The 23,155-nt window shown below is 55.0% G+C and carries 18 protein-coding genes and 3 pseudogenes; 13 read left to right on the forward strand and 8 right to left on the reverse strand.

The features are described from left to right. Window positions 1–110 precede the first annotated feature (110 nt). The 6 genes and pseudogenes from RAM80_RS05035 to RAM80_RS05060 all read left to right on the forward strand — a co-directional run bounded on the left by RAM80_RS05035 (window position 111) and on the right by RAM80_RS05060 (window position 5,800). A complete protein-coding gene (locus RAM80_RS05035; RefSeq protein WP_416425135.1) occupies window positions 111–1,094 on the forward strand; it encodes an oxygenase MpaB family protein in 984 nt (327 codons plus the stop codon). Between the two features lie 78 nt (window positions 1,095–1,172). Beyond that, on the forward strand, window positions 1,173–2,168 hold the full coding sequence (locus RAM80_RS05040; protein ID WP_416425136.1) for a SphA family protein: 996 nt from the start codon (window positions 1,173–1,175) through the stop codon (window positions 2,166–2,168). Window positions 2,169–2,305: 137 nt separating this feature from the next. Then, window positions 2,306–2,916, forward strand: a pseudogene (locus RAM80_RS05045) (paraquat-inducible protein A). A gap of 101 nt (window positions 2,917–3,017) precedes the next feature. Continuing rightward, window positions 3,018–3,526 (forward strand): annotated as a pseudogene (locus RAM80_RS05050) (paraquat-inducible protein A). Next, window positions 3,519–5,198 (forward strand): intermembrane transport protein PqiB, encoded by a 1,680-nt coding sequence (locus tag RAM80_RS05055; RefSeq protein ID WP_416425137.1) that lies wholly within the window; start codon window positions 3,519–3,521, stop codon window positions 5,196–5,198. Before RAM80_RS05050 ends, RAM80_RS05055 begins: the two are co-directional and overlap by 8 nt. Continuing rightward, window positions 5,195–5,800 carry a PqiC family protein gene (locus RAM80_RS05060; protein ID WP_416425138.1) on the forward strand — a complete coding sequence of 202 codons (606 nt, stop codon included), beginning with the start codon at window positions 5,195–5,197 and terminating at the stop codon, window positions 5,798–5,800. The genes RAM80_RS05055 and RAM80_RS05060 overlap by 4 nt, the downstream gene beginning before the upstream one ends. A 53-nt stretch (window positions 5,801–5,853) precedes the next feature. On the opposite strand, the gene RAM80_RS05065 is transcribed toward RAM80_RS05060, so the two are convergent. Genes RAM80_RS05065 through RAM80_RS05075 form a run of 3 tightly spaced genes read right to left on the reverse strand, consistent with a single transcriptional unit; the run spans window position 5,854 to window position 10,110 of the window. Next, on the reverse strand, window positions 5,854–7,395 hold the full coding sequence (locus RAM80_RS05065; protein ID WP_416425139.1) for a DHA2 family efflux MFS transporter permease subunit: 1,542 nt from the start codon (window positions 7,393–7,395) through the stop codon (window positions 5,854–5,856). A 13-nt stretch (window positions 7,396–7,408) separates the two neighbouring features. Next, window positions 7,409–8,587 carry an HlyD family efflux transporter periplasmic adaptor subunit gene (locus tag RAM80_RS05070; protein WP_416425140.1) on the reverse strand — a complete coding sequence of 393 codons (1,179 nt, stop codon included), beginning with the start codon at window positions 8,585–8,587 and terminating at the stop codon, window positions 7,409–7,411. A 17-nt stretch (window positions 8,588–8,604) separates the two neighbouring features. After that, a complete protein-coding gene (locus RAM80_RS05075; RefSeq protein WP_416425141.1) occupies window positions 8,605–10,110 on the reverse strand; it encodes an efflux transporter outer membrane subunit in 1,506 nt (501 codons plus the stop codon). A 142-nt stretch (window positions 10,111–10,252) separates the two neighbouring features. Between RAM80_RS05075 and RAM80_RS05080 the strand changes: the two genes are divergently transcribed. Further along, window positions 10,253–10,867, forward strand: a complete 615-nt coding sequence (locus RAM80_RS05080) for a TetR/AcrR family transcriptional regulator (protein WP_416425142.1) — start codon at window positions 10,253–10,255, stop codon at window positions 10,865–10,867. A gap of 46 nt (window positions 10,868–10,913) precedes the next feature. Here the strand turns inward: RAM80_RS05080 and RAM80_RS05085 are convergent, their stop codons facing one another. The 3 genes and pseudogenes from RAM80_RS05085 to RAM80_RS05095 form a co-directional block, all read right to left on the reverse strand. Next, window positions 10,914–11,333, reverse strand: a complete 420-nt coding sequence (locus tag RAM80_RS05085) for a nuclear transport factor 2 family protein (RefSeq protein WP_416425143.1) — start codon at window positions 11,331–11,333, stop codon at window positions 10,914–10,916. A 40-nt stretch (window positions 11,334–11,373) separates the two neighbouring features. Beyond that, complete coding sequence (locus RAM80_RS05090; protein WP_416425144.1) at window positions 11,374–12,066, reverse strand: alpha/beta fold hydrolase; 693 nt, start codon at window positions 12,064–12,066, stop codon at window positions 11,374–11,376. Window positions 12,067–12,080: 14 nt separating this feature from the next. After that, window positions 12,081–13,311 (reverse strand): annotated as a pseudogene (locus RAM80_RS05095) (gallate dioxygenase). 313 nt (window positions 13,312–13,624) lie between these two features. On the opposite strand from RAM80_RS05095, the gene RAM80_RS05100 reads away from it, so the two are divergent. Then, on the forward strand, window positions 13,625–14,293 hold the full coding sequence (locus RAM80_RS05100; protein ID WP_416425145.1) for a GntR family transcriptional regulator: 669 nt from the start codon (window positions 13,625–13,627) through the stop codon (window positions 14,291–14,293). A 79-nt stretch (window positions 14,294–14,372) separates the two neighbouring features. On the opposite strand, the gene RAM80_RS05105 is transcribed toward RAM80_RS05100, so the two are convergent. Continuing rightward, window positions 14,373–15,470 carry a helix-turn-helix domain-containing protein gene (locus RAM80_RS05105; RefSeq protein ID WP_416425146.1) on the reverse strand — a complete coding sequence of 366 codons (1,098 nt, stop codon included), beginning with the start codon at window positions 15,468–15,470 and terminating at the stop codon, window positions 14,373–14,375. Window positions 15,471–15,641: 171 nt separating this feature from the next. On the opposite strand from RAM80_RS05105, the gene RAM80_RS05110 reads away from it, so the two are divergent. Both RAM80_RS05110 and mdlD read left to right on the forward strand, forming a co-directional pair. After that, window positions 15,642–17,240 carry a GMC family oxidoreductase gene (locus RAM80_RS05110; protein WP_416425147.1) on the forward strand — a complete coding sequence of 533 codons (1,599 nt, stop codon included), beginning with the start codon at window positions 15,642–15,644 and terminating at the stop codon, window positions 17,238–17,240. Between the two features lie 69 nt (window positions 17,241–17,309). After that, window positions 17,310–18,620: an NAD(P)-dependent benzaldehyde dehydrogenase MdlD gene (mdlD, locus tag RAM80_RS05115; protein ID WP_416425148.1), complete on the forward strand. Its 1,311-nt coding sequence runs from the start codon at window positions 17,310–17,312 to the stop codon at window positions 18,618–18,620. 443 nt (window positions 18,621–19,063) lie between these two features. Here the strand turns inward: mdlD and RAM80_RS05120 are convergent, their stop codons facing one another. Further along, the gene (locus tag RAM80_RS05120; protein ID WP_416425149.1) at window positions 19,064–19,675 is read right to left on the reverse strand and encodes a TetR/AcrR family transcriptional regulator; all 612 of its coding nucleotides are present in this window, start codon (window positions 19,673–19,675) and stop codon (window positions 19,064–19,066) included. A 147-nt stretch (window positions 19,676–19,822) separates the two neighbouring features. Between RAM80_RS05120 and RAM80_RS05125 the strand changes: the two genes are divergently transcribed. From RAM80_RS05125 to RAM80_RS05135, 3 genes are all read left to right on the forward strand, one after another. Beyond that, window positions 19,823–21,097, forward strand: coding sequence for a serine hydrolase domain-containing protein (locus tag RAM80_RS05125; protein WP_416425150.1), 1,275 nt, complete (start codon window positions 19,823–19,825; stop codon window positions 21,095–21,097). Between the two features lie 40 nt (window positions 21,098–21,137). Further along, a complete protein-coding gene (locus tag RAM80_RS05130) occupies window positions 21,138–22,241 on the forward strand; it encodes a polyamine ABC transporter substrate-binding protein (protein ID WP_416425151.1) in 1,104 nt (367 codons plus the stop codon). A 170-nt stretch (window positions 22,242–22,411) separates the two neighbouring features. Then, window positions 22,412–23,140: a TorF family putative porin gene (locus tag RAM80_RS05135; RefSeq protein ID WP_416425152.1), complete on the forward strand. Its 729-nt coding sequence runs from the start codon at window positions 22,412–22,414 to the stop codon at window positions 23,138–23,140. The last annotated feature ends 15 nt before the right edge of the window (window positions 23,141–23,155 follow it).

The following is a 23,155-nucleotide window of genomic DNA, read 5'->3' on the forward strand; positions in this document are numbered from 1 at the left end:
TATTTGGCTTGAGATACCGAAGATAACGGTACTGATACCGCATATGGTTATCGCGTGCACCAAACGGCCCTAAGGGTCACACCGAAAATAAAAAAAAGAGAGTATCAGCCATGTCTCGTCACTGGATTGCAAAACGTATCCAGCAACTCGACCCTACCACGGACTATGATGAAGTTTGGAAACTAGCTGCCGCGTACCGGCCCACTGATTTCATCATGAACCTAATCTATGCCGTGACCTTCCCGCACTTCTTCGTTCGCAGGCTTGATGCGCTTCCGCTCTTCGATGGTGGCGATGGCAAAATCCTGAAGAAAGCCGACGCGCGATCGGACGACACTTCATGGAAAATGCAAGTCTGGTGGCATTACGGGTCTCACCATGAAAAAACCCGGCAGAACGTGGAATCGATCAACCGCATTCACCAGCACTACGCTAAGACCTACCCTGAAAGCTTCGATCGGAACGGAACGTACATTTACACGCTCTGCTATGAGGCTGCGGGCATGCATCGGCTCATGTTAAGGGTTGGACTCAAAGGCATATCAGAGCATGAAAAAGTTGCGGCCGTCCATTACTGGGCAAAAATGTCTACCATTTTCCGCAACGCTACCTCTGGCGAGCCATTGACTGGTTTTCCAGACAGCTTTGAGGGAATAATGGCATTCATGGATACCTGGGAAGGTGAAGTTGTACCCAAACATGAGATGGGTAATCTTGCAGCTGTGGCAATCATTAGACAGTTTGCTGAAAAATACTTTCCGAGGCTTTTACACCCACTGGTATATCAATGGATCACTAGCCTCTATCCCGATCACCTGATTGAGGCGTATGACCTTAAGCGCCCCAAAAAATTAGTAGTCAAAGCATTCAGGCTATTCACGGCAGCTTTTTTATGGACGGGCGAGCACATCGCGCCTGACCCCGCCGATACCTACACGGAAAGACGAAATGGGGGACGACGTTCGGAGCCTGCTCCTCCTGCTTCAGCTACCGCCGGCGCTGATCAGGACAAGACTGCCATTTCCGGCTGTCCGTACTTACGCCAGCAGCAAGTCAACGCTGCGAATATCAAGGACCCCGACGTGCATCCCTAACGCCAATCACTCGTGCCTTTAGGTCATGAGTATCAAAAGTCCCATCGCTGCTCACAATACTAACAATAGAGCTACATCATGAATATAAAGCATACCGTGTTGTCCTCCTTGCTTGCATTCTCGGCCTACTGTGGCCAGACCCCGGCTGCTGACGGCCCACCTCCGCCGGGGGTCAGTCAGCCCTCCGGTATAAACTTGGGGGGCACCAGTTTCTATGATGGCTTTGCCGGGCTCCCCGGCTACTCTTATCAGAGCTATCTGCGATATAGCAGCGCCAGTTCCATCCGCGGAAACTCCGGCCAAAAAGTAAGCGCCTTCGACGATCCCAAGATCAGCGCGGTCCAGTGGCTCAATCAAGTAACCTACTACAGCCCCGAATCCATTGGAGGTGGAGCCCACTTGGGGTGGAGCTTGCTGCTGCCAGTCGTTGCACTGGATGGCACGTTTGGCTCTAACGGCGCATCTCTGAAGGATAATGCTACCGGCTTGGGCGACATCACGGCAGGTCCGCTGATTCAATTTGATCCTATCGTCGACGCCCACGGCAGACCAGTTTTCGTTCAGCGCGTCTCGATGGATTTTATCCTGCCCACCGGTAAGTACGACGAGCATAAGGACATCAACGCCAGTTCGCATTTCTTCTCTGCCAACCCTTATTGGGCAGCGACATGGATGCCCGCTCCACGCTGGGAAATGAGCTGGCGTTGGTACTACCTCTATAACTTCAAAAATAACGACCCCGCCAGCAGCACTGCACAGTTCTATCAAGGACGGGCTGTCGAGGATACCCAAGCGGGCCAAGCCACTTGGGTTAACTTTACCGCGTCTTATGAGTTTTTTCCGAACGTTTCCGCTGGGCTTAATGGCTATTATTTTCGCCAGTTGACGGACGACAAAGTCAACGGTAGTCGTCTGGAAGACTCACGCGAAAAAGTGCTTGGCTTGGGTCCAGGTCTGTTTTGGAAAATACGCCCCGGTGATGGCCTGTGGTTCAACGTGTACCAAGAATCAGGTGTGGAAAATCGCGCCAAGAATGATCTGCTTATTCAGCTGCGGGTTGCCTTCCATCTCTGACTAGGCCCTCGGCACTTTTCCAAATCGCCTTGCCACCGGCTGGCTTCTTGCGCAGACGCGGAAGAAACCAGCCTCTTAACTAGACCGATTGGTATAGTTAAGAGAGAATGCCTGGCCCTTGGTATGTGTTGACCCAAATGTCTTATTCCTTTGACCGACTCATCTGCGAACACTGCGACTCGCTATACCTTTCAGTCAATCTTTGCGCAGGGCACACTGCGCTTTGCAGTCGGTGCGGTGCCGTCATCTTGAGCTCCCACACGCTCAGCGTGCAGCATTTACTAGCCCTCTCGGTCACTGCCGCTTTGCTCTTTCTGACAGCCAATTTTCTCCCTGTTATCAGGATCAGCATGCTAGGCCTGTGCAATCAGGCAACGTTATCGGAGGCAGTCTCAGCACTGGCGCAGGCGCAACTCGGCGTGATCGCAGTCGTTGCGGGGCTGACCATTATCATCGCGCCACTGCTGCAGGTAGTCCTGTTGTGCTGGCTACTGTCGTTTGCACTAATCGGGCGAGCGGCCCCGGGGTTTCGTTTATGCATGCGTGCGCTAGAGCATTTGCGTCCTTGGAGCATGCTTGAGGTCTGCCTGTTGGGAGTACTGGTAGCTATCGTCAAGCTGGGGGGAATGCTCGATGTAAACCCGGCCTGGGCCTATGGGCACTGGGGATGTTAACCGTGCTGCTGACCTTCATTTCCGGCAAAGGTACCCGACGCCTGTGGGCTGACCTTGAAGGGCAACTGACATGATCATTGCGCCCAAGGCCAGCACCGAGAACCTGATGCTTTGCCACACCTGCGCACTGGCCTGCCCTTCGGGCATCGTGCGGTGCCCTCGGTGCCTGGCGACCGTGCATCTACGCAAACCCGACAGTTTTACCCGCACTTGGGCCTATCTGATTGCCAGCCTGCTCTGTTATTTGCCCGCAAATCTGTTGCCGGTGATGTACACCAACATCCTCGGCAGCGGTACCGAAAACACCATCATGAGCGGCGTAATCGAGTTTTGGCAGGCTGGTGAATGGGATATTGCCCTGTTGATATTCATCGCCAGCATAGCCGTGCCCTGCGTCAAGTTCATCGGTTTGGGCACGCTTTTGATTACCTGCCAACGGCGCAACACCGTAGCAATGCGCGAACGCGCCAAGCTTTATCGCTTTATTGAGGTCATCGGCTACTGGTCGATGCTCGACGTGCTGGTAGTCGCGCTAGTAGCGGCGCTGGTGCAATTTCATTCCTTGAGCACGATCGCGCCGCGTATGGGCATTTTGTTTTTGGACTGGTTGTGGTGCTGACAATGTTGGCTGCCATGAGTTTCGATGCCCGGCTTATCTGGGACGCAGAGGTTGAAGATGCCTGAATATCCTAATTACCCCCTTACCCCTTCCGACCCCGAAATACGACAGAGCCGATTCAATGTCTCACTGGTTTGGCTTGTTCCCATCGCGGCTGCCCTGGTCGGGATATCCATGCTCGTGCACAGTGCAGTGTCCGCTGGACCGAGGATTATGGTTAGTTTCCTTACTGCAGACGGTTTGGAAGCCAACAAAACTGTGGTCAAGTATAAAAATGTGGTGATCGGCAAGGTGACAGCTATCAGCTTTAGCACGGATCGCAGCCACATTGAGGCAACCATAGAACTGGACCAGTCGGCAAAACCGTTCACCTCCCAGGACTCGCGGTTCTGGGTCGTGCGCCCGCGGATAGGTGCTGCCGGCGTTTCAGGTGTCGACACCCTTCTCTCGGGTGCATTTATCGGAGCTGATGCCGGGTATTCGCATGCATTGGTCAACCGATTTGAAGGGCTGGAGAATCCTCCACCTGTCAATTTTGGCGAAAAGGGTAAAAGGTTTACGCTTCATACCACCAGCCTTGGTTCTCTAGATATCGGCTCACCTGTTTATTACCGACGCTTACAGGTTGGGCAAGTAGTGGCCTACCGAATGGCAGAAGACGGAAAAAGTGTGGATGTGGACTTGTTTATCCGCGCACCCAACGACAAGTTCGTTACCTCAGACACTCGCTTCTGGAATGCCAGCGGAATCGATGTTTCGCTGGGCGCCGGCGGCTTGAAGGTGAACACCGAATCCCTGTCATCGATTATTTCCGGAGGGGTGGCGTTTGTTGAACCCGCCCGCACCGACGCTGCACCTGCCGCTGATGAAAACGCGATATTCACTTTGTTCCCCGATCGCGACACTGCGTTGGCTCCTGCTGATGGTGAAGCACGTGCTATCCACATGAGTTTCGACCAGAACCTCAAAGGATTGGAGGTAGGTGCGCCAGTCGAGTTCCTCGGAGTAACACTGGGGCGAGTCACTGCTGTTGCCTTGGACTTCGACCCGGCCCATCAAACGTTCCCCACCCAGGTGGATGCCGTGATTTACCCCGACCGCATGGGCCAGGCGAAAGATAAGCTGATGCAGACGATCGGTGGGAAACCTAATGACGCGGCAGTCGCCCGGCTTATGGCAGGCTTCATCAGAAATGGCCTGCGCGCCCAGGCCAAAAGCGCCAACCTGTTGACAGGTCAATTGTATATTTCGTTGGGGTTCGTCAAGGATGCGCCGCCCATGACTGTCGATACCGCCGCGCAGCCACTCGTTATTCCCACCGTTCCAGGCAGCCTGGATAAGTTGCAGGAACAGTTGCAAGAGTTTGCCAACAAACTCAGCAAGCTGCCTATCGACCAGATTGCCGCCAGCCTCAACGGCAGCTTGGGCGAACTTCAAAAAACGCTCAAACAGGTGAACGGAGATGTTTTGCCACAGATGCACGAGACCCTGGCTCAAGCACAGAAGACCATCGCTGGTGCTAACGATACCTTCGCCGAGGACTCTCCACAGCGCCAACAACTTGGCCAAGCGATGGATGAGGTTCAGCGCACCGCGCGCTCGGTGCGAGTTTTAACAGACTTTCTGGCTCGCCACCCTGAGGCGTTGATACGAGGACGCGTCCAGGAGAACCAACCCGGAGCCCTACACATTGACCAGCCGAGTCCACCTAGCTCTGCAGAAGAGACCCAACCATGATTCGCCGAGTATCAGCCCTATCTGCACTGTTCCTGGCGGCATGCAGTTCGGCACCACCGCATTACTACACCTTGATATCGCCCCCTACGACTACGGCTACGGCTACCAGGACAACGCCTGCGCCCTTCCAGTTCCAGCTAGTATCTGTGCGGATCCCAGTACAAACCGACCAGCCGCAGTTAGTGGTGCGCCAAGGTCAAGGCGAGTTGGCGATTTTGGAGAACGAACGATGGAGCGCGCCATTGGCCGATGAGTTCAGCGGCGCGCTGGGTGATCAACTGGAGCATCAATTGGGTATCCGCAACCTTGCGAACATGCCCAAAGACAATGTCCGTCCTTTACTGAGCATGCAAATAGACGTCAGGCGGTTTGAATCACTGCCGGGAAATTACGTATTAATTGATGTTATGTGGAGCTTGAGCCAACGCGACGGCAATCAACAGCGTCGCTCTCTCACCTGCAGTACCCGGCTGGAAAAGCCCGCCGGTAATAGCCTGAACGATACTGTCGCGGCTCATCAGCAACTCATTGCCCAGTTGGCTCAAACCATGGCTGGCACCGCTCGGCGGTGGGCAAGCCAGCCAACAACGCCATGCCCTTGACGCCAAGATGACAGTACATGGGGTCAACCATGACCCCATGCCTGGCAACGAATCTAGTGCGCCGCTGAAGTGTCAGCCACTCGCGTAGGCCTGGGTGCTATCCATACTGCCAGTGCTGCGATGACGAAACAAAAGGTCACCGCCATGAATAGCTGATTGGTCGCCAACATAACCGCCTGGGACTGCACCGTGTCGCTGATCTGTAACCGAGCCTGGTCCGCGCTCCAACCCGCGTCCATCAGCCGTGTTGCATACCGCTGCCCCTGATCGACCAATCCAGACAATTCCGCCCGGTTATATTTGGCCTTGTCTTCCCAAACGGTGTTGGTCAACGAAGTGGCAATGGCTCCGCCGAATGTTCGACAAAAGCTCATTAGGCCTGCCGCAGAGGCTGTCTCGCTTTCCTCCACGCTACTGAGCGCGAGCCCTGTTAGCGGGACAAAAAAGAAAGGCATGCCAATGCCTTGTAGCAGAAGTGGGAAAGCCACTCCCCAAAACGGCATATCGGTATTGGCGTGGGTGCGCAGTAGCGTAATGAGCCCCATCCACATCACGCCAAAGAACACTAGCCACCGCCCATCCATGCGCGTTGACATGCCCGCGGCAAAGGGGGCGGCTAGCACCGCGAGTACCCCCGTCATGGCCGTCGCGCAGCCCGCCCACGTGGCGGTATAGCCCATGTAGTTTTGCAACCATAACGGCGTCACGACCGTTGCGCCGAAAAAAGCCCCAAACGCAAGGGTGACCGTGATGACGCTGGAGCTGAACCCACGATGGCGGAAAATACGCAGGTCCACCACCGGATGCCGATCCGTCAATTCCCAGATAAGAAAAGCGGCGAAGCCGATCGCTGCAGTTATTGCCAGCAGGCAAATTTCGGCAGAGGCAAACCAGTCCTGGTCTTTACCCTCGTCAAGCATGATCTGCAAGGCTCCGACCCAAATCACCAGTAGTATTAACCCGATGGTGTCGATAGGCACCTTCAGCAGTTCGCTTTCATAGCGTTTTAGCAGGCGCCAACCCAGCCACCCACACAGCAGCGTTACAGGGGCGTTGATGAAGAAAATATAACCCCAGTGCAATTGGTCGCAGATAACGCCACCCAGCACCGGGCCCATAATAGGCGCCAGAAGTGTTGTCATACTCCATAAGCCGAGGGCGGCGCCGGCTTTTTCTTTCGGAAAAATACGCAACAATAAGGTTTGCGAGAGTGGCATCAGCGGGCCGCCTGCCAACCCTTGAAACACCCGAAACATCACCAACATGCTCAGCGAGTTGGCCATGCCACATAGCGCGGAAAACAGACCAAAAAAAATCAACGAAGCGATGAAGGTCCGCACTGTCCCGAAGCGATTGGCCAACCACCCCGTGAGGGGCACGGTTACAGCTTCGGCCACCGAGTAGGATGTAATGACATAAGTGCCCTGGCTGGAAGAAGCGCCCAGGCTACCCGCGATGGTGGGTACCGATACGTTAGCGATTGTGGTGTCGAGCACGGCCACAAAGTTTGCAGCGGCTAGCATCAATGCCGCAGCGATTAGCACGCCGCCCGTCAGGGGTGGTAACTGCAGGTCGTTAGACTTTCCTGAGGACATGATGTTCATCCTCTTAGTGCGCACTGACCGCAACGCTCTGGGTGTCGATCGTGGCGTCCATAGAAAGGCCGATCCCGAGTGGATGCTCATGCAATTCCTTAGCATCAAGGCTCACTCGCACCGGCAAGCGTTGCACTACCTTGATCCAATTGCCAGTCGCGTTTTGAGCCGGAATCATGGCAAACGAAGAACCACTGCCACCCGAAAAGCCGGCGACGACGCCATGGTATACAACGTCGCTACCATACAAATCGGCGACCAGGCTGACAGTCTGGCCGATGCGCACGTTGCTCAGTTGTACTTCTTTGAAGTTGGCGTCCACGTGAAGACTATCTATAGGCACCACCGTCAGCAATGTCATGCCAGGCTGTACACGTTGCCCCACCTGCACCTGACGATTGGCGACCACACCATCTACCGGTGCGCGCACGCGTGTGCGATCCAGGTCAACCAAGGCCTGCTCCAGCCGGGCCTTTGCATGCAGAACTTCCGGGTTGGTGGCAACGGTAGTGTCCGCAATCAGTACCTTATTGGCATCGAGTGAACCGATGGCGACCTGCCGACTGGCGACAGCTTGTAACTTCGAGGCCTGAGCGGCTTCGAGACTCGCCTTTGCAGTCGCTAGCGTAGTGCGAGCATTGCTGAGTTCCTCTCCGGACACCGAGCCGGAACCCACTAACACCTGGCGACGCCCCAAGTCCAATAGTGCGCGATCATAATCAGCCTTGGCGGACGTAATCTGTGCACTCATGCGGCGCTCATCAGCGGCGCGGGCCTGCACTTGGGCCGTAAGCCCCGCATCATTGGCTAGATAGCCTCGTACCTTGCGTACGGCACTGTCGTAGTCTGCTTGGGCTTGTTCGACTGCCAGCCTTGCGTCCGTATCGTCGATGGCAATGAGCACGTCGCCTTTGTGGACATTGGCCGTATCGACGAATGGAACGCTTTGAACGATGCCGCTCACAGCGGGCGTGATGGAGGCGGACTCCGCCCCGGTATAGGCGTTGTCAGTAGACACATAGCGCGAGCCGATAAAATACCAGTAAGCTGCATAACCCAGCGCGCATAGCACCACCACTGCGCCCAACACCAGCAACAGGGACTTGCGTCGAGAAGAGCCTTGGCCAGGTTCAGCCGCGGATGTATCGAGTACGGCAGGAGAGTCTGCCATCGGTGATTGCAAGGAAGACATGGTCTAACGCCTATAATTCAGGAGTGCTGGGAAATGGTAGAAGTGGGGGGCTCTGCACTTGGGGGCTCTACCGCACCTGCGGTCGGGACGCTGATATAACCGCCGCCCAATGCTTTGACGAGCGAGACATCAAGTGCAAAGCGGCGTGCCTTGATATCGGCAAGCTTCCGTTGCGCAGCGATCATTGTGTCTTCAGCGTTCAGGACATCCAGGTACCTGTCTAGACCTCCGCGGTAGCGGTTCTCAGTGACTTGTCGCGCTTGTGCAGCGGCGTCATACGAGGCCTTGGTTGCATCGAGGCGCGGCCCCAGAGCGCGCTCGCTGGCAATCGTGTCTGCGACGTCATGCAGCGCTTTGGTTAAGGTTTCGTCATAATTCGCGACCGCCTCATCGTAGGTGCCGCGGGCGCTTCGCAACTGACCGCGCAAGCGTCCCCCATTGAAAATGGGCAATGATATGGCTGGCCCAATGTTCCCTACATCCGAGCCGGACTTGCCGAGCATGTTCAACCCCAACGATTGCACTCCCACCATCGCACTTAAATTGATGTTGGGATAAAACTGCGCGCGCGATTCATTGATACGTGCCGCTGCCGCCTCAGCGCGCAAACGAGCAATGACGACATCCGGTCGACGGCCTAACAGCCCCAGGGCAATACTGTCCGGTAGGCCCGTGGACTTAGCGAAATCGATACTCGGGCGGGCGATGCTCAGCCCACGATCCGGGCCGGCCCCTAGCAAGGCTGCAAGGCGGTTGCGACATAGTGCTATGGATTCGTCAGTCTCCAGCCAAGTGGCTTGGGCCGTGCTTGCGCGCGACTGCGCCTGGTGCACACTGGATTGGGTTTCCAAACCTTGGTTGAAGCGTTCGGCAAATAGCTGCGCGGTTTCTACCCTGACCTTCATTGCAGCCTCGTCCGCGTCGCGTTCGGCATACAGGCGGGCCAAGTCAGCGTAAGCCTCCGCTAGCGAAGTCGCCAACACCATGCGAGCCTGGGCGATATCGGCCTGAGCGGCCTCATACTCGGAGGTGGCGGCGGCAAGCGCAGCGTGATTCCTGCCCCAGAAATCCAGCTCGTAGCTGAAGTCAAACTCCGCGCTGCCATAGGTATTCATGCCCTGGGGCACAAACTCCGCCGGCACTCCATTGTTGTAACTTTGTTTTTTACGCTCCACTGAGGCTTGGGCATTCAAGCCTGGTAAAAGTGATGCGTTTGTCTGCTGCTCTGATCCTTGAGCTCTCAGCAACCTCGCCTGGGCTTGGGCAAGTGTCGGGTCGCCCTTTAGGCCTTCGTCGATCAAGGCATTAAGCTGGGCATCGTTATATCGGTACCACCACTTCTCCCGAGGCCACTGCGAATCCGCGTGGGCCAGCGGCTCAAAACTGTGCGTCGTAGCGTAGCTGGACAACTGCTTAGCCGCGGTTGGCTGCGGCAATGTCGGCATTGGCGCACAGGCACCCAGCAGGCCGACGATCGCCAATCCGACTAGCACCGTGGCCGGGAAGGATCCTGATTTGTACATAGTACTTTTTCATCTCATAAATGAACCGGTCGGTTCAGTTATGTAATTTTTGAGCAGGCGCATTGCCACTGTCAACAAAAAACCAACCTATCGGTCGTTTTTAGTAAACTGCGGCGCCACAGCAATCGACGAAGAACGTGTAATGCGCACCAAGACAGAGAAAAAACGACAAGAAATCATCGATGCAGCATTTCAAGTCTTCAGCGAAATTGGCTTCGCACAGGCGGCGATGGGCGAGATTGCTCTGCGGGCGGGGGCTTCGAAGGCGACGCTTTACAGCTATTTCGAATCCAAGGAGGAATTGTTCACTGAGGTCATGTGCGAGAACGCCGTCGACGAGGTAAAAGCAGCGTTTCTTCTGCTCGATCCTCAGGTCGCAGTGGAAAAGATGTTGCTCGATTTCGGCATACACTACCTTACGGCGGTGCTTGCCCCCCAAATGTTGGCAGTGCGCAGGCTTGCCAATCATGAAGGCGGCCGATCAGACCTAGGTGTGATGTTTCATGAACGAGGGCCCAAGCGAGGCTGGCAAATGGTCATGGACCTACTGGAGCAGTATATACAGCAAGGCCATTTGCGAAGCTGTGATGCCAGGGTTGCTACCGCCCACTTGCGGGGGCTATATGAGGCAGAGCTAATGGAGCTGAGTATTCTGGGGGTGATCAAAGTATCCACGCGGCAACTGGTCCGTGACGTTGTTAAACGGGCGTTAGCGGTTTTTTTGCTTGCCTACGGCCCTGGTGCTGGCACACGTTAATCAGCTCGAACTACTGAAAGTAGCCAAGTTTCAAACGAGTGCTACCTCATTCGATTTTAAAGTCGACACCCCCGATTCTAGATGCGAACAGCCACTGACCATCCACACGCTGCAGTTCATCCTCGTAATGTCCGACTAAGTAAGGCTTATGAGCCAGCTCAACGGTTAAAGGTGAGGTGAAAAGCGCAATATGGCTTCTCGTAGTCGCGTTATCAGAATCCTTTACGTCAACAATTATATTACTGACCAAGTGAACACTCTTACGCAACGGACGATTTTCGAAGGCATCGAAAATCGCTCTACGACCAACCAAAGGCACGTCCGGCTTAGTGGGTCGTGAAAAGGTGGCGGTCTCGGTAAACATCGCGACAAGCGCTTCATAGTCACCGAGATCGGACAACCTCGCAAATCTAATGATTTGTTTGTGACAAGCGTTCTCGATGAGTAAACGCTCGATATCGTTCATATGGAAACTCTTATAGGAGGGAAGAAAAAACTCATGAGCATCATTGGAGCCAGGTCAAGAGCGCCTCCAAGACCGCCGAAGCTTCCTCGAAAGGGGCCATATGACCGCTGTTTTCAAAAATGCGTAATTGCGCTCCTGCGATGTGGCTTACTATGAACTCATGCTGCTCCACAGGGCTCCAGCAATCGTGCCGACCAACGCCGACAAGTGTCGGAATGCGAATGTTCGCCAGTTGCGCTGTAGCATCCGGCCTGTGAAGCAGAGCGTGAACCTGCCCCGCGAAAATTTCGGGCGTCATGGACTCGACCATGCGGTGAAGAGGTTCCATCACCTGCGGGTCCACGGTATGCTCGGGTCGGACCATTGGAGGTAACCAGCGCTGCGACATCGCCCGCATTCCTTGAGTTCTTGCGAGGTCTAACAGAACCTGGCGGCTTTCCTTTTCTGCCGGCTTCGCGGGATGGACCCCGGTATTCAGCAAGGCAAGACGTTGAACGCGAGCAGGCGCTTGCTTGAAGACTTCCAAAGCTACCCGCGCACCCATGGAGTGGCCTGCGAGATTAAAATTGTCAGGAGCGTACCGCAGAACTTGCTTTGCCATTTCCTCAATCGCGTCCAGCCCTCGAAAATCCAAAGGGGTGACATGAGCACAATGCTCCAAGCCGGGAATGATTTTCCCCCATACCGTCTCATCACAGAGCAGACCCGATAACAGCAAGAGATGTTGTTTCATTGATGAGATCCCATTTAACGCAACGCAGGAACTTTTCGAGTCCCCAGAAATGCTTCGTAGGTTTCACCGCGCATGATCGCATAGACCTGCATATTGTTGAGTTTTGCAACGCGAACAAATTTCTCAAGGGTGAAGAAGTTTGCACCGTATTTGACCAATCCTAGCCAGTCCTGACGGGTAACCATTTCTATCTCGACCGCATTGAGTCCGGCTTCAACCATTAGCCGATGAGGATCTCTCTCGTACCGTGCACGCCATTCGGCATTGACCATTTTCCACAAAAAACGGTTTAGACTAAGCGTGCGATTGCTAACACGAAGATCGAAAACGTAGGTTCCTCCCAGCGCTTCGATACCTTGGACCTGAGGATTCATAGCCGAGCCTTCAAAGTTGAAAGTTGGATAATGCTCACACAACTTCGTATAAGACCGCCGTCATTGCAGTTGTCGTGGCGAGGTAATAGCTTTGGTGAACCTTGCGCAGCGCTCCATCAACGGCGCCTCGCATGGAGAGCCACATGATCTGTTCAACGCTTTCCGCACCGCCCAAACGAACATAGTCTGCATGAGTCATGCGGGTTAATACTTCTGGGTCATTTTCCAGCAAGTCCAAAAACTCCATATCCCATTCAGTGTTGTTGAACCCGGTACGCTCGCCGTGAATCTGGTGCGAGAGTCCGCCTGTACCCACCACGACGACGTTAATATCTTCAGGATATGACTCAACCGCGCGCTTTACGGCCAAGCCGAGACGGTAGCACCGACGTGGTGTTGGCAGAGGGTACTGCAGGACGTTGACTGCAATGGGCACTACCACCCCTGGCCAATCGGGATCGTGGGGCCAAAGTAGCGGGAGCGGTGACGCACACCCATGGTCAATCGGCTTGTCCTGGAATACGGTGATGTCGAACTCGTCGTTGACAAGTGATTCCAGGATATGGGCTTGAAGCGCTACATCGCCCCGAATAGGCGGCAAGTCTCTAGGCCCGCTGCCCTCATCAGCTATGTCAAAACGTTCGCCCACCCCCAATGCGAACATGGGGTAAAGGTCAAAGAAAAAAGTCGTGCAATGGTCGTTATAGAAGAATACCAAGGCGTCAACCTGCTTCTCCTTTAGCCACTTGGCAATAGGCTCATACCCCCGGAACAAAGGGGCCCATGCGGGATCATCCTGCTTTTTCTTGTCGTATGCCAAGCCTATCGTTGGCACGTGAGATGTCCCGATCGCGCCTAAAATTTTTGCCATTTGCTTCCAGCTCCATGTTTTGCCTGTTCATCGCCAGGATAGGAATGGTGTGACCACTCCCATTCGGATCCCAATTGAATCCCGCGACCCTACATGTCGAATAGCAGTAACGGGATCCAGACTAGCTATCAATCAACATGAGAGTCAAGCAAAAAACAATTCTTGGGATCCCTAGCAACGAGAAAAATAAAAAATTTTCAGAAACTCTAAAGACAGGATCCCGAGTGCAACCGGACATTTATCCCAGTCGTGATAAGATTTCAGCGTGGATCCCGACGTAACGGGAGATAATCGACAAACAGTGGAGAGTCGAGTGACGTCACAGAAGCAGCACCTACTGGTGGCGCTGGAGGTTCGGCAATTAATTTTGCGCGGTGACCTTGTACCAGGGCAACGGATCACCGAAGCCGCTCTGGCGGATCTCCTAAAAACCTCCCGAACACCCGTGCGGCAAGCGCTTCCCACTCTGGCTCAAGAAGGCTATCTCGTTGCCGTCGGCAAGAGAGGCTATGCGGTGAAGTCCTTCACCACTGAGGAAGCCATCGCAGCTCTTGATCTGCGAGCAACCTTGGAAGGTGTGGCTGCTCGGCAGTGCGCAAGTCAAGGGTTGTCGACCGCGCAGTTTTCGGCGTTGCGTGCGTGCCTGGCTAAAGGTGATGCGTTACTGAAAGAAGATGTGACGATTGACGAATTGAAACAGGCTTACGGAGAGATGAACCATCAATTTCATGCACTGCTCTTGCAGAGTGCTGAAAATCCGCTTCTCAACGATCTCGTTGCCCGATGCTGCGCCGTCCCGTTTGTTGCGCCGAATATGGTCACGTTCCAAAGCACTAGCATCGAATTCATCAAGCAGGACTTGGACTACGCGCACCGGCAGCATCACGCCATCGTCGACGCGATCAGTAGGGGTGAAGAAACGCGTGTGGAAATGCTTCTTCGAGAACACGCAGCAACCCAAAGGCACAGTATGAACGTGTGATCTCCCACGTTAGCGCTTTGCCGGACTGGCACTCAGGCCGACGGCGAGAATAGTACACCGTGTGGCACCCGTCCCCTGCTCAGTCACCAGCTTTCCTGTTTAGCGTCCGATAGAGTGTAGTCCGGGATAGTCCAAGCACCCTCGCCGCCTTAGAAATATTCCCACCGCATTGGCGTACGATATCCAAGATATGTAAGTCGGCACGCTCACGCAGAGAAGCATTTCGGGTCACCGCGACGTCCTCGATCAACGCGTGGGAAGCCTCGCCGATACAGGCCTGCGTGTAGAACACAATGCCGTTGCGCAGGCTGGTTTTCTGGCAGTAGCCTTGGGTCGCAATGAAGCCATCCACGAACAATTCGGCAACGTTAATACGTTTGCCTAGTGGATCAATAGGGGCGAACATTTCCAGGGCATTGCGGGTGGCTGAGAGCACATCGCCAAATGCATTCACGGCAACAAGACCTGCCAGGTGGGTATTGATGAAGTCCGCATCGTGGTGAATTTTGAATACTAGGTTCATATCGTGCGCAGCCAAGAACAGGCGATTCTCGATTTTTATTGCAGCACTCTGAAGCTTATGCACCACCAGTCGCGATTTGAACGTCTCGCTGCCGGTCACGTTAAGCACACCAATCAGGGTCCCCCAAGGGCCCCACACTGGCACCGCGCAGCAGAACATATCAGCAAACTCATTTAGGTAGTGCTCGGCGCCTACCAGGGTGATCGCGACCTTTTCATGCAGCACGCAAGCAGGGGCCGTAGTGCCCACATCGCATTCCTGAATGCGCCTGCCTACATGGAGGGCAAATGCCCGTGCCCGCGGGTTGCTGCCATGGCGGGCACGCACAATCACTGCTTTTGCGTTGGTGCAGTAGACCGCCCAATGCTCCCCGCCGAATGACTCCCAGATAGCATTTATCTCCTGATCGACGATGGCGGAAAACAAGCGATCGTCGTCATCGATCACGAACAACGGATGATCATGTCTTGACAGCCGTCGATCCTCCGGATGGATACCTAGTTCGTAACTTCGCTTCCAGGAGTTGCGCAGGTACTGGGCAATCACCGGGTCGGTAACGGTAACGCCGCTGACAATGTCGTGCTTCGCGGCTCGCAGACAATCATGGTAGCCACCGGACTGAGCCCCGTTATGGTGCGTCACACTCACTTTCATCTCGGCCTAAGTCCTATTGTTCAGTTTTGTAACACTACTTCACCCGAAACCGTCAGCCAAACGTTTTCCCAGGAAGCCCAACTGCGACCCATGTCCGATAGCTGGACAAGATGGCCCCACCAATACTGGAGCGAGATAAAAACAACGCAGGGTCCTGTACGGTGGAAAAACATGACAACTAGAAGCTTTGATGTGCTGATTGTGGGGAGTGGCGCCGCGGGCTGCGTAGTGGCCGGTTACCTAGCGGAAAACACCGACGCCAATATCGCGGTGATCGAAGCCGGCGGCAAGGACGCGGATCCACTGATTCACATTCCAGCGGGTTTCGGCAACATCTTGGCCAAGGACAGGCATGTGTGGCACCACTCCACCGTCCCCCAGCATGGTACCGAGCGGCGCTTCCGCTCGGGGAAGGTGCTGGGCGGCGGCACCTCGGTCAATGCGATGTGTTATGTGCGCGGGCAGAAACGCGATTTCGATAGCTGGGACCAGGCAACCGGCGGCGAAGGCGATTGGAACTACAGCAGCATGTGGCGCGCGTTCATTGAGCAGGAAAAAAACGACACCTTCCACAATGAGCATCACGGCATCAGTGGCAACTTGGCGGTGCAGTTGCCCAAGGGCATCAACGAGTTGAACCAGTATTGCCTCAAGGCCTTCCAGGAATACGGTCTGCCGTATAACCCCGACTACAACGGTGCTAGCCAAATCGGCGTATCGCCGGTGCAGTCGAACATCGATAACAAGCGTCGTTGCAGTGCGGTAAACGCGCACTTACGCCGTCATTTGGACAGCGGGCGAGTTACGCTGTTGACTAACACCACCGTAACCCGCGTGCTGATCGACGACAACCGCGCGGTAGGGGTGGAAGCCATCATCGGTTCAAGCAAACAGCACATTCAGGCCACCCATGTAATCCTTAGCGCAGGTGCAGTGCACAGCCCGAAAATCCTTATGCATTCGGGTGTCGGGCCGCAGGCGCAGTTGGAAGACTTTGGTATTCAAGTGAAGGTCGACGCACCAGGCGTCGGCGAAAACCTCCATGATCACCCGATCATTCCCCTGAGTGCCTACGTGACCGGCAATTTGGGCTATCAGAACGTCGCCCAGGGGCTGGGAACGCTCAAAGCGGGTCTGCGCTATATCCTCACGAAGGACGGCCCAGCCTCGGGCAACGGCATAGAGACGGTGGCCTATTGGGACCCGCTGAACTTCAACGGCGAACCCACGGTGCAATGCTACCACATGCCCATCATTTCCAAGGATGGTCTGAGCCCCACTGGCTCGCGTGCTGGTATCACCTTTGAATTGGTGGTGTTACAACCCAAAAGCCGCGGCTGGATACGGTTGGCAGACTCCGACCCTACCTCCATGCCGTTGATCAACCCCAATTTCATTGGCCATGCATTCGATCTCGATGTCGCGGTTGAATCAGTTAAAGCCATGCGGACCGTCATGGCGCAGCAGTCCCTGGCACACGTGATTGAAGAGGAAGTCTCCCCAGGACCTGGGGTGCAATCGGACCAGCAGATCGGCGAATGGGTAAAACGCGTGGCCACCACCATGTGGCACCCGGTGGGAACCTGTCGAATGGGCAAAGACAAGGGAGCCGTGGTCGACGGCCATCTGCGTGTCAAGGGCGTAGAGCACTTACGAGTCATCGACGCCTCGATCATGCCCAACATTACCAGTGGTAACACCAATGCGCCAACGCAGGCATTGGCTCTGCACGCGGCGAAGTTGTTCTGCCGCGAACATTACCCACGTTGACCCGATGCCCTACGTATACACCCCTGCGAGGCCGCCGCGCGCGGCTCATTTTTTGACGAGGAAGTTTGCATGAGCTATCCAACGCCTGAAAGCATTGATGCTATCTTCGCCCGCCAGCGAGCGTTTTTCGCGTCCCGCCAGACCCTAGACATCCGGTTTCGCAAGCTAAATCTTGAGCGCCTCAAGGCTGCCCTGGTCGATCACAGCGAAGCACTTTACAAAGCCCTGTACGATGACTTGGGCAAGTCGCGCGAACACGTCGACATGGCAGAAATAGGCGAGGTCATCCATGAGATCGACTTCGCGCTGGCGCACCTGGATGAATGGGCCGCGCCCAAGGAAGTGCCCACCCCGGACCTCATCGCCCCGTCGCGTTGCTACGTGACCCAGGAGCCTTTTGGGGTCACCTATATCATCGGTCCCTTCAACTACCCGCTCAACCTGACCCTTACTCCGCTAATCGGCGCGATCGTGGGCGGCAACACCTGCATCGTCAAACCATCGGAAACCACTCCGCGCACATCTGCAGTAATTGAGGCCATCATTACCCAGGCGTTTCCACCTGACTATATTGCTGTGGTACAGGGCGGCCGTGAGGAAAACACTCACTTGCTGAGCCTTGCCTTTGACTTCATTTTCTTCACCGGCAGTCCTAATGTCGGCAAAGTCGTGATGCAGGCGGCGGCCGTCCACTTGACCCCCGTTGTGTTGGAGTTGGGCGGTAAGTGTCCGCTTTTGGTGTTACCTGACGCCGACCTTGATCAAGTGGTTGAACAGGTTATGTTCGGCAAGTTCATGAACAGCGGCCAGACCTGCATTGCCCCCGACTATCTGTACGCTCACACCAGCGTAAAAGACGCACTGCTTGCGCGGCTGGTGGAAAAAATCCGCCAGGTCCTGCCCGAGGTAGGCTCTACCGGAAAGCTGGTGACAAGCCAACAGGTAGCCCGTTTGCAGGGCCTCCTGGCCAGCAGCGCAGGCAAGATTCTGGTGGGTGGCCAAGCCGATACTGAGCAACGCCTGTTCAGCGCCACAGTAGTAGATCGCGTGCAATGGGACGATGCGCTAATGGCGGAGGAATTATTCGGACCGATCCTGCCCGTACTGACCTTCGATTCAACGGAGAATGCCGTTGATGAAATCAACCGTTACCACCCCAAGCCCCTGGCGCTCTATGTATTCAGCCGAAATACCCAGGCGGCCACTGCGATCATTGACCAGGTACAGTCGGGAGATGCCCAGGTCAATGGCGTAATGGTGCATGCCTTCTCACCTTACTTACCCTTCGGCGGCGTCGGGGCGTCGGGTATGGGTGAGTACCACGGTCACTACAGCTTTCTGGCGTTCACCCACAAAAAATCGGTGCGCATAGTCGGATAGCGAACAGGCATCAAGGACGCGGGCCGCCGGGTTTGACGATGAGGGCCCCGCAGTCTGCCGGCCAATTTTCCCGATCGTTTAGAGGGCCCTACCCGAAGTAGTGTACGACGTGCCCCGCGAACCTTCGTCTCTGTGGACTGGCTCGACTGGCTGCGCTCGATGCTAACCCGGGAGCCCTCCCAACATTTGATATAAGCGCCCGGCTTGACGCAACGCATTCAGCACAGAACAGTGCGTCGACAATGGTGTGAAGAGCAGCAAGCTCGCATCAGGCCAGCTTGAGCTTCAGGCCCCGAGCGGCAAAGAGTATGACTTCAGTTACACGTCATAAATTTAATGAAGGCGCCCCTCTCACGGGGTACTTGTCTACAAACATGACGTTATGGAAGCACACCCTGGGTCGTAGATCGCTGCAGCCCAAGCTTCTTTCGAACGGTCTGCCCTTAGGCAAGCATTCCTCTAAGCACGAGCCCTGACGTTCTTCTGACATGATATCGATGAGCTTCCATATCCATCGTTTCCTGGCTGGTCAAACGCAACAATTGCAAGTGCGAATAGTCATTGAGCAGGTAGGCCGCCAGTTCCACATCCAAGTCTGCGCGTAGCTTGCCGGCGGCTTGAAGCTTCCTGAGCAAACCGGAAATTTCAGCCAGCAGGCGTTCATTCATTTCCCGATAGCGCTCCGAAAAAGTGTTGCTCCCACCGCTCAGAATTGCCGGTAGCACTTCACGCCAGATCGACGCTGGCAATTCTTTCAGCGCATGGTCAATGAGCATTTGTTCCAGGTGGCAGAGGGCGTCGAGTGGGTCCGCAAAGTCGAGCATACGTTCGCAGGTTTCGCTAAGCGAGCTTGGATCCTCTTGATTGAGCATCTCTAAGACGATCTCTTGCTTGGAGCCGAAATATTTGAACACCGTTGGAACGGACACACCAGCTTCGCGGGCGATCTGCTCGATGGTGGTGTCCTGGTAACCCTGACTGGCGAACAGCGCTACCGCAGCTTGGCTGATGGCCTGCTTGCGCATTTCCTTCTGTTGTTCCCGCAATCCGCTCACACCGCCTCCTGAAGAACCCTTGACTTGACTGAAGCGATTTTAGCCACAAAGCTACTCCACACAAAAGTTTTATTGACTAAAGGTTTTTAACGGTTTAATTATTACTACACATCTGCTTCATGCAGAGCAAAAAACAGGGACACAAGCATGAGTCAAACCCTTCCCCCAACCGAAGCCGTAGTGCTTGCACGCCATTATGCGAGAGCCCACGAAGCACTGCTTGCGCCACAGCGGGAAAACCCGCTCATGCAGGGCTTTCCGCCGCCACACACCGGCCTCGTCACTTGGGGTAACTGGATGAGCCCACCGTTCAACCGTTGGGGATTTCGGCACCTAGCGCAACTTCGCCCCACCATTGAGGTGGCCGCCGGGGCGGGTTGCGTCGGTGTTATGGACTCAGTGCCGCAAGCATTGGAAAATTTCCACTTTGAAAGCAGTTGCGGCCTCTCGATCAGCCTTGCGGAGCATCTAGAGGCCAGCAACACTGACGCGTTCATGGTGCTGCACCAAAACAAGGTGGTATTTGAACGGTACTACAATGGCCAGCAGCCTGATGACCGACACGTCATGTTTTCGGTCACTAAATCGTTGATCGGTGTGCTGGCCGAGCAACTGATCGCCGACGGCATACTGGATGCTGCACTGCCGGCCGACTATTACGTTCCTGAGTTCGGCAACGGGGCGTTTGCCGATGCGACAGTTCGACAGTTGCTGGACATGGCGGTAGGAGTGCAGTACACGGAAAAGTATGACGATCCTCACTCCGAGAGCTCGCAATTTGGTTACGCCTGCGGGTTCCTACCCGCACCCGATCGATTCAAAGCGTACGCTTCGCTTTACCAGTTTCTACCTTCACTGCGCAAAAGCGGCGAACATGGTGGTTTCTTTCATTACGTGACCGCGACCACCGAAGCATTGGCCTGGGTGATGGAACGTGCGGCGGGTATCTCCTGTGCGCAGATGCTCACGCGTTTATGGAGCCAACTAGGTTGCCAGCGCGATGGTTATTTCATGGCCGACCCTTGGGGGCGCGGCGTAGCCGGTGCGGGGTTCAGCGCGACCTTGCGTGACATGGCCCGCTTTGGCCTGTTACTAGCCAGCGGCGGCACCTTGGCTGGCCAACAGTTACTGGCCCCAGAGGTTATTAACGGTATTAGCTGCGGTGGCGATGCAGGCATCTACGCCAGAAATACGGATTTCTCAAAGTGGACGCCGGGCGCTTCGTATCGCAGCCAATGGTATGTCTTCAACGACCACAGCAATGTCCTGATGGCCGGTGGCATCCATGGCCAATACCTGTTCGTTGACATGACCGCTCAAGTGGTGATCGTAAAACAGTCATCCTTGCCGCAAGCAGAGGGAGTGTTCGATGCCGATAGCGTGCGCCTGATGCGAGCACTGGCTTCTCACCTCAATGCGTAGATTCCAAAGCCCGTCCCCTCCTAAAGCTATAGGACAATTCATGAAATTAGCTCTTGGTAAATCGATGATGGTGCTGCTTGCCGGCCTGCTGGCTATGTCTGCACACGCCGCCGAGCAAAGAACAGTGCGTATTTATAACTGGATAGAGTATTTACCGCCAGAGATCCTCAAGGACTTCGAGGCCGAAACAGGTATCCGCCCCATCTACGACGTATTCGACAGCGTCGAGATGCTGGAGGCAAAGTTGCTGACGGGTAATTCCGGTTATGACGTAGCCTTTCCCAGTAGCTCGAACGTGGCCAAGTTCATTGAGGCTGGTACATTCACCCCACTTGATCGCAGCAAACTGAGCAACTGGAAGCACTTGGACGACACGTTCATGGCCGAACTTGCTAAGACCAGTGACCCGGGTAACCTTTACGCTGTGCCGTACATGTGGGGGACCACGCTGATCGGCTACAACGTTGATAAAGTGCGGGAAGTCCTGGGGCCAGATGCGCCTTTAGACAGCTGGAAGCTGGTATTGGATCCGAGCAATATGGCAAAGCTCGCCACCTGTGGTGTCGGCTTCCTCGATGCCCCTAATGAAATCCTTCCCATCGCGCTGCGCTACCTGGGCTTGCCAGACCACTCGCAGGACCCCGCTGACTATCAGAAAGCTAAGGCGCTGATGCTCACCGTGCGCCCTTACATCACCTATTTCAATTCGTCGCGCTACGGGATGGACTTGGCAAACGGCGATATTTGCGTTGGCGTGGGGTGGTCCGGTGGCGTGGCCCTGGCCAAGAAGTTGGCCATCAATGCCGGCAAAGGCGTGAAGGTGGAAATGAGCATGCCCAAGGAAGGAGTCCCGCTCTGGGCAGACGTGATGGTGATTCCCAAGGGTGCTCCCCACAAGGAGGAAGCGCTTACCTTCATCAACTACATGATGCGTCCCGATGTAATTGCGAAAGTCAGCAACGCGATCGGTTACCCCAATGCCAACAAGGACGCTACGGCCTTGGTGGACGAGAACATCCGCAGTAACCCCAACATGTACGTCCCTGATGACCGACGTGCCCTGCTGTTTCCCCTATTGGCACTACCGATGCCAGTTGAACGCATACGGACGCGAACGTGGAACGCCGTTCGCAGCGGCAAGTAGCTGCTGCTCTCAACCTCCGTCGCATCACCTAAATCGAAATATTCGTAAGTAACGAGGCGTCATAGGGGCGCCAGAAGAATGCCCCTGCCTTGCAATAAAACAACAATAAAAGCACGCCCATAAAATTAGGTTTTCTGCCATTTAAATCATAACAATCGGAGCGGAGCCGCATGCAAAAAACACGATTACTATTGTCCGTTGTTTCGTTATTTTCGATTACTCTACCGATCCACGCCATTGAGCTGAATAATGATTTAAACTTAGCCATCACCGTTACCCCCATCACCGACTATCGTGTCGGCGGACTATCGCTGACGTCAGGCAACCCTGCACTTTTTGTCGATACCATGTTGACCCATAGCAGCGGGGCCTTTATTGGCTACTTTGCCACCAACGTTGACTTTGGATTGAAGACTCGGCGGGAGAGTGACTATTACATCGGTATTTCGCGCCCCCTCACTGAGGATGTTAGGGGCTCGATCATGTATATCGATTACGAATACCCTAAGAGCAGCATCGTCAACTACAGCGAGTGGGTCGGCAACCTCAGCGCATATGGCGCAACGTTATGGGTCAAATACGCTAATAACATCAAACCCCATGGTGACGATCGCCTGGTCGCCGCGTTGGACTACGTCTATCCCCTGCCCTACGACGTGACGTTCGAAACCCACTACGGCATCACCGACTCTAAGGACGATGTGTATATCTCCCGCGATGGTTCGAGTCGCAGCACGTACTACGACTGGATGGTGGGATTTAGCAAGCAAATATGGGGAATGACGTGGCGTGCTTCCTACGTCGATACCGATCTGTCCAAAACCGAATGTGCAGGAATTATGGGGGATGACAGCGTGTGCTCAGCCACGGTAGTTGCTTCTGTTTCAAAGACCTTTTGAATAACCCCATCGCCA

This window comes from Pseudomonas sp. App30 (assembly GCF_047947025.1).
Lineage (GTDB): Bacteria > Pseudomonadota > Gammaproteobacteria > Pseudomonadales > Pseudomonadaceae > Aquipseudomonas.

Excerpts from the sequence above, each read along its gene's own strand:
- RAM80_RS05035 (WP_416425135.1), top strand. The coding sequence starts at position 111 with ATGTCTCGTCACTGGATTGCAAAACGTATCCAGCAACTCGACCCTACC.
- RAM80_RS05040 (WP_416425136.1), top strand. The coding sequence starts at position 1,173 with ATGAATATAAAGCATACCGTGTTGTCCTCCTTGCTTGCATTCTCGGCC.
- RAM80_RS05055 (WP_416425137.1), top strand. The coding sequence starts at position 3,519 with ATGCCTGAATATCCTAATTACCCCCTTACCCCTTCCGACCCCGAAATA.
- RAM80_RS05060 (WP_416425138.1), top strand. The coding sequence starts at position 5,195 with ATGATTCGCCGAGTATCAGCCCTATCTGCACTGTTCCTGGCGGCATGC.
- RAM80_RS05065 (WP_416425139.1), bottom strand. The coding sequence starts at position 7,395 with ATGTCCTCAGGAAAGTCTAACGACCTGCAGTTACCACCCCTGACGGGC.
- RAM80_RS05070 (WP_416425140.1), bottom strand. The coding sequence starts at position 8,587 with ATGTCTTCCTTGCAATCACCGATGGCAGACTCTCCTGCCGTACTCGAT.
- RAM80_RS05075 (WP_416425141.1), bottom strand. The coding sequence starts at position 10,110 with ATGTACAAATCAGGATCCTTCCCGGCCACGGTGCTAGTCGGATTGGCG.
- RAM80_RS05080 (WP_416425142.1), top strand. The coding sequence starts at position 10,253 with ATGCGCACCAAGACAGAGAAAAAACGACAAGAAATCATCGATGCAGCA.
- RAM80_RS05085 (WP_416425143.1), bottom strand. The coding sequence starts at position 11,333 with ATGAACGATATCGAGCGTTTACTCATCGAGAACGCTTGTCACAAACAA.
- RAM80_RS05090 (WP_416425144.1), bottom strand. The coding sequence starts at position 12,066 with ATGAAACAACATCTCTTGCTGTTATCGGGTCTGCTCTGTGATGAGACG.
- RAM80_RS05105 (WP_416425146.1), bottom strand. The coding sequence starts at position 15,470 with ATGAAAGTGAGTGTGACGCACCATAACGGGGCTCAGTCCGGTGGCTAC.
- RAM80_RS05110 (WP_416425147.1), top strand. The coding sequence starts at position 15,642 with ATGACAACTAGAAGCTTTGATGTGCTGATTGTGGGGAGTGGCGCCGCG.
- mdlD (WP_416425148.1), top strand. The coding sequence starts at position 17,310 with ATGAGCTATCCAACGCCTGAAAGCATTGATGCTATCTTCGCCCGCCAG.
- RAM80_RS05125 (WP_416425150.1), top strand. The coding sequence starts at position 19,823 with ATGAGTCAAACCCTTCCCCCAACCGAAGCCGTAGTGCTTGCACGCCAT.
- RAM80_RS05130 (WP_416425151.1), top strand. The coding sequence starts at position 21,138 with ATGAAATTAGCTCTTGGTAAATCGATGATGGTGCTGCTTGCCGGCCTG.
- RAM80_RS05135 (WP_416425152.1), top strand. The coding sequence starts at position 22,412 with ATGCAAAAAACACGATTACTATTGTCCGTTGTTTCGTTATTTTCGATT.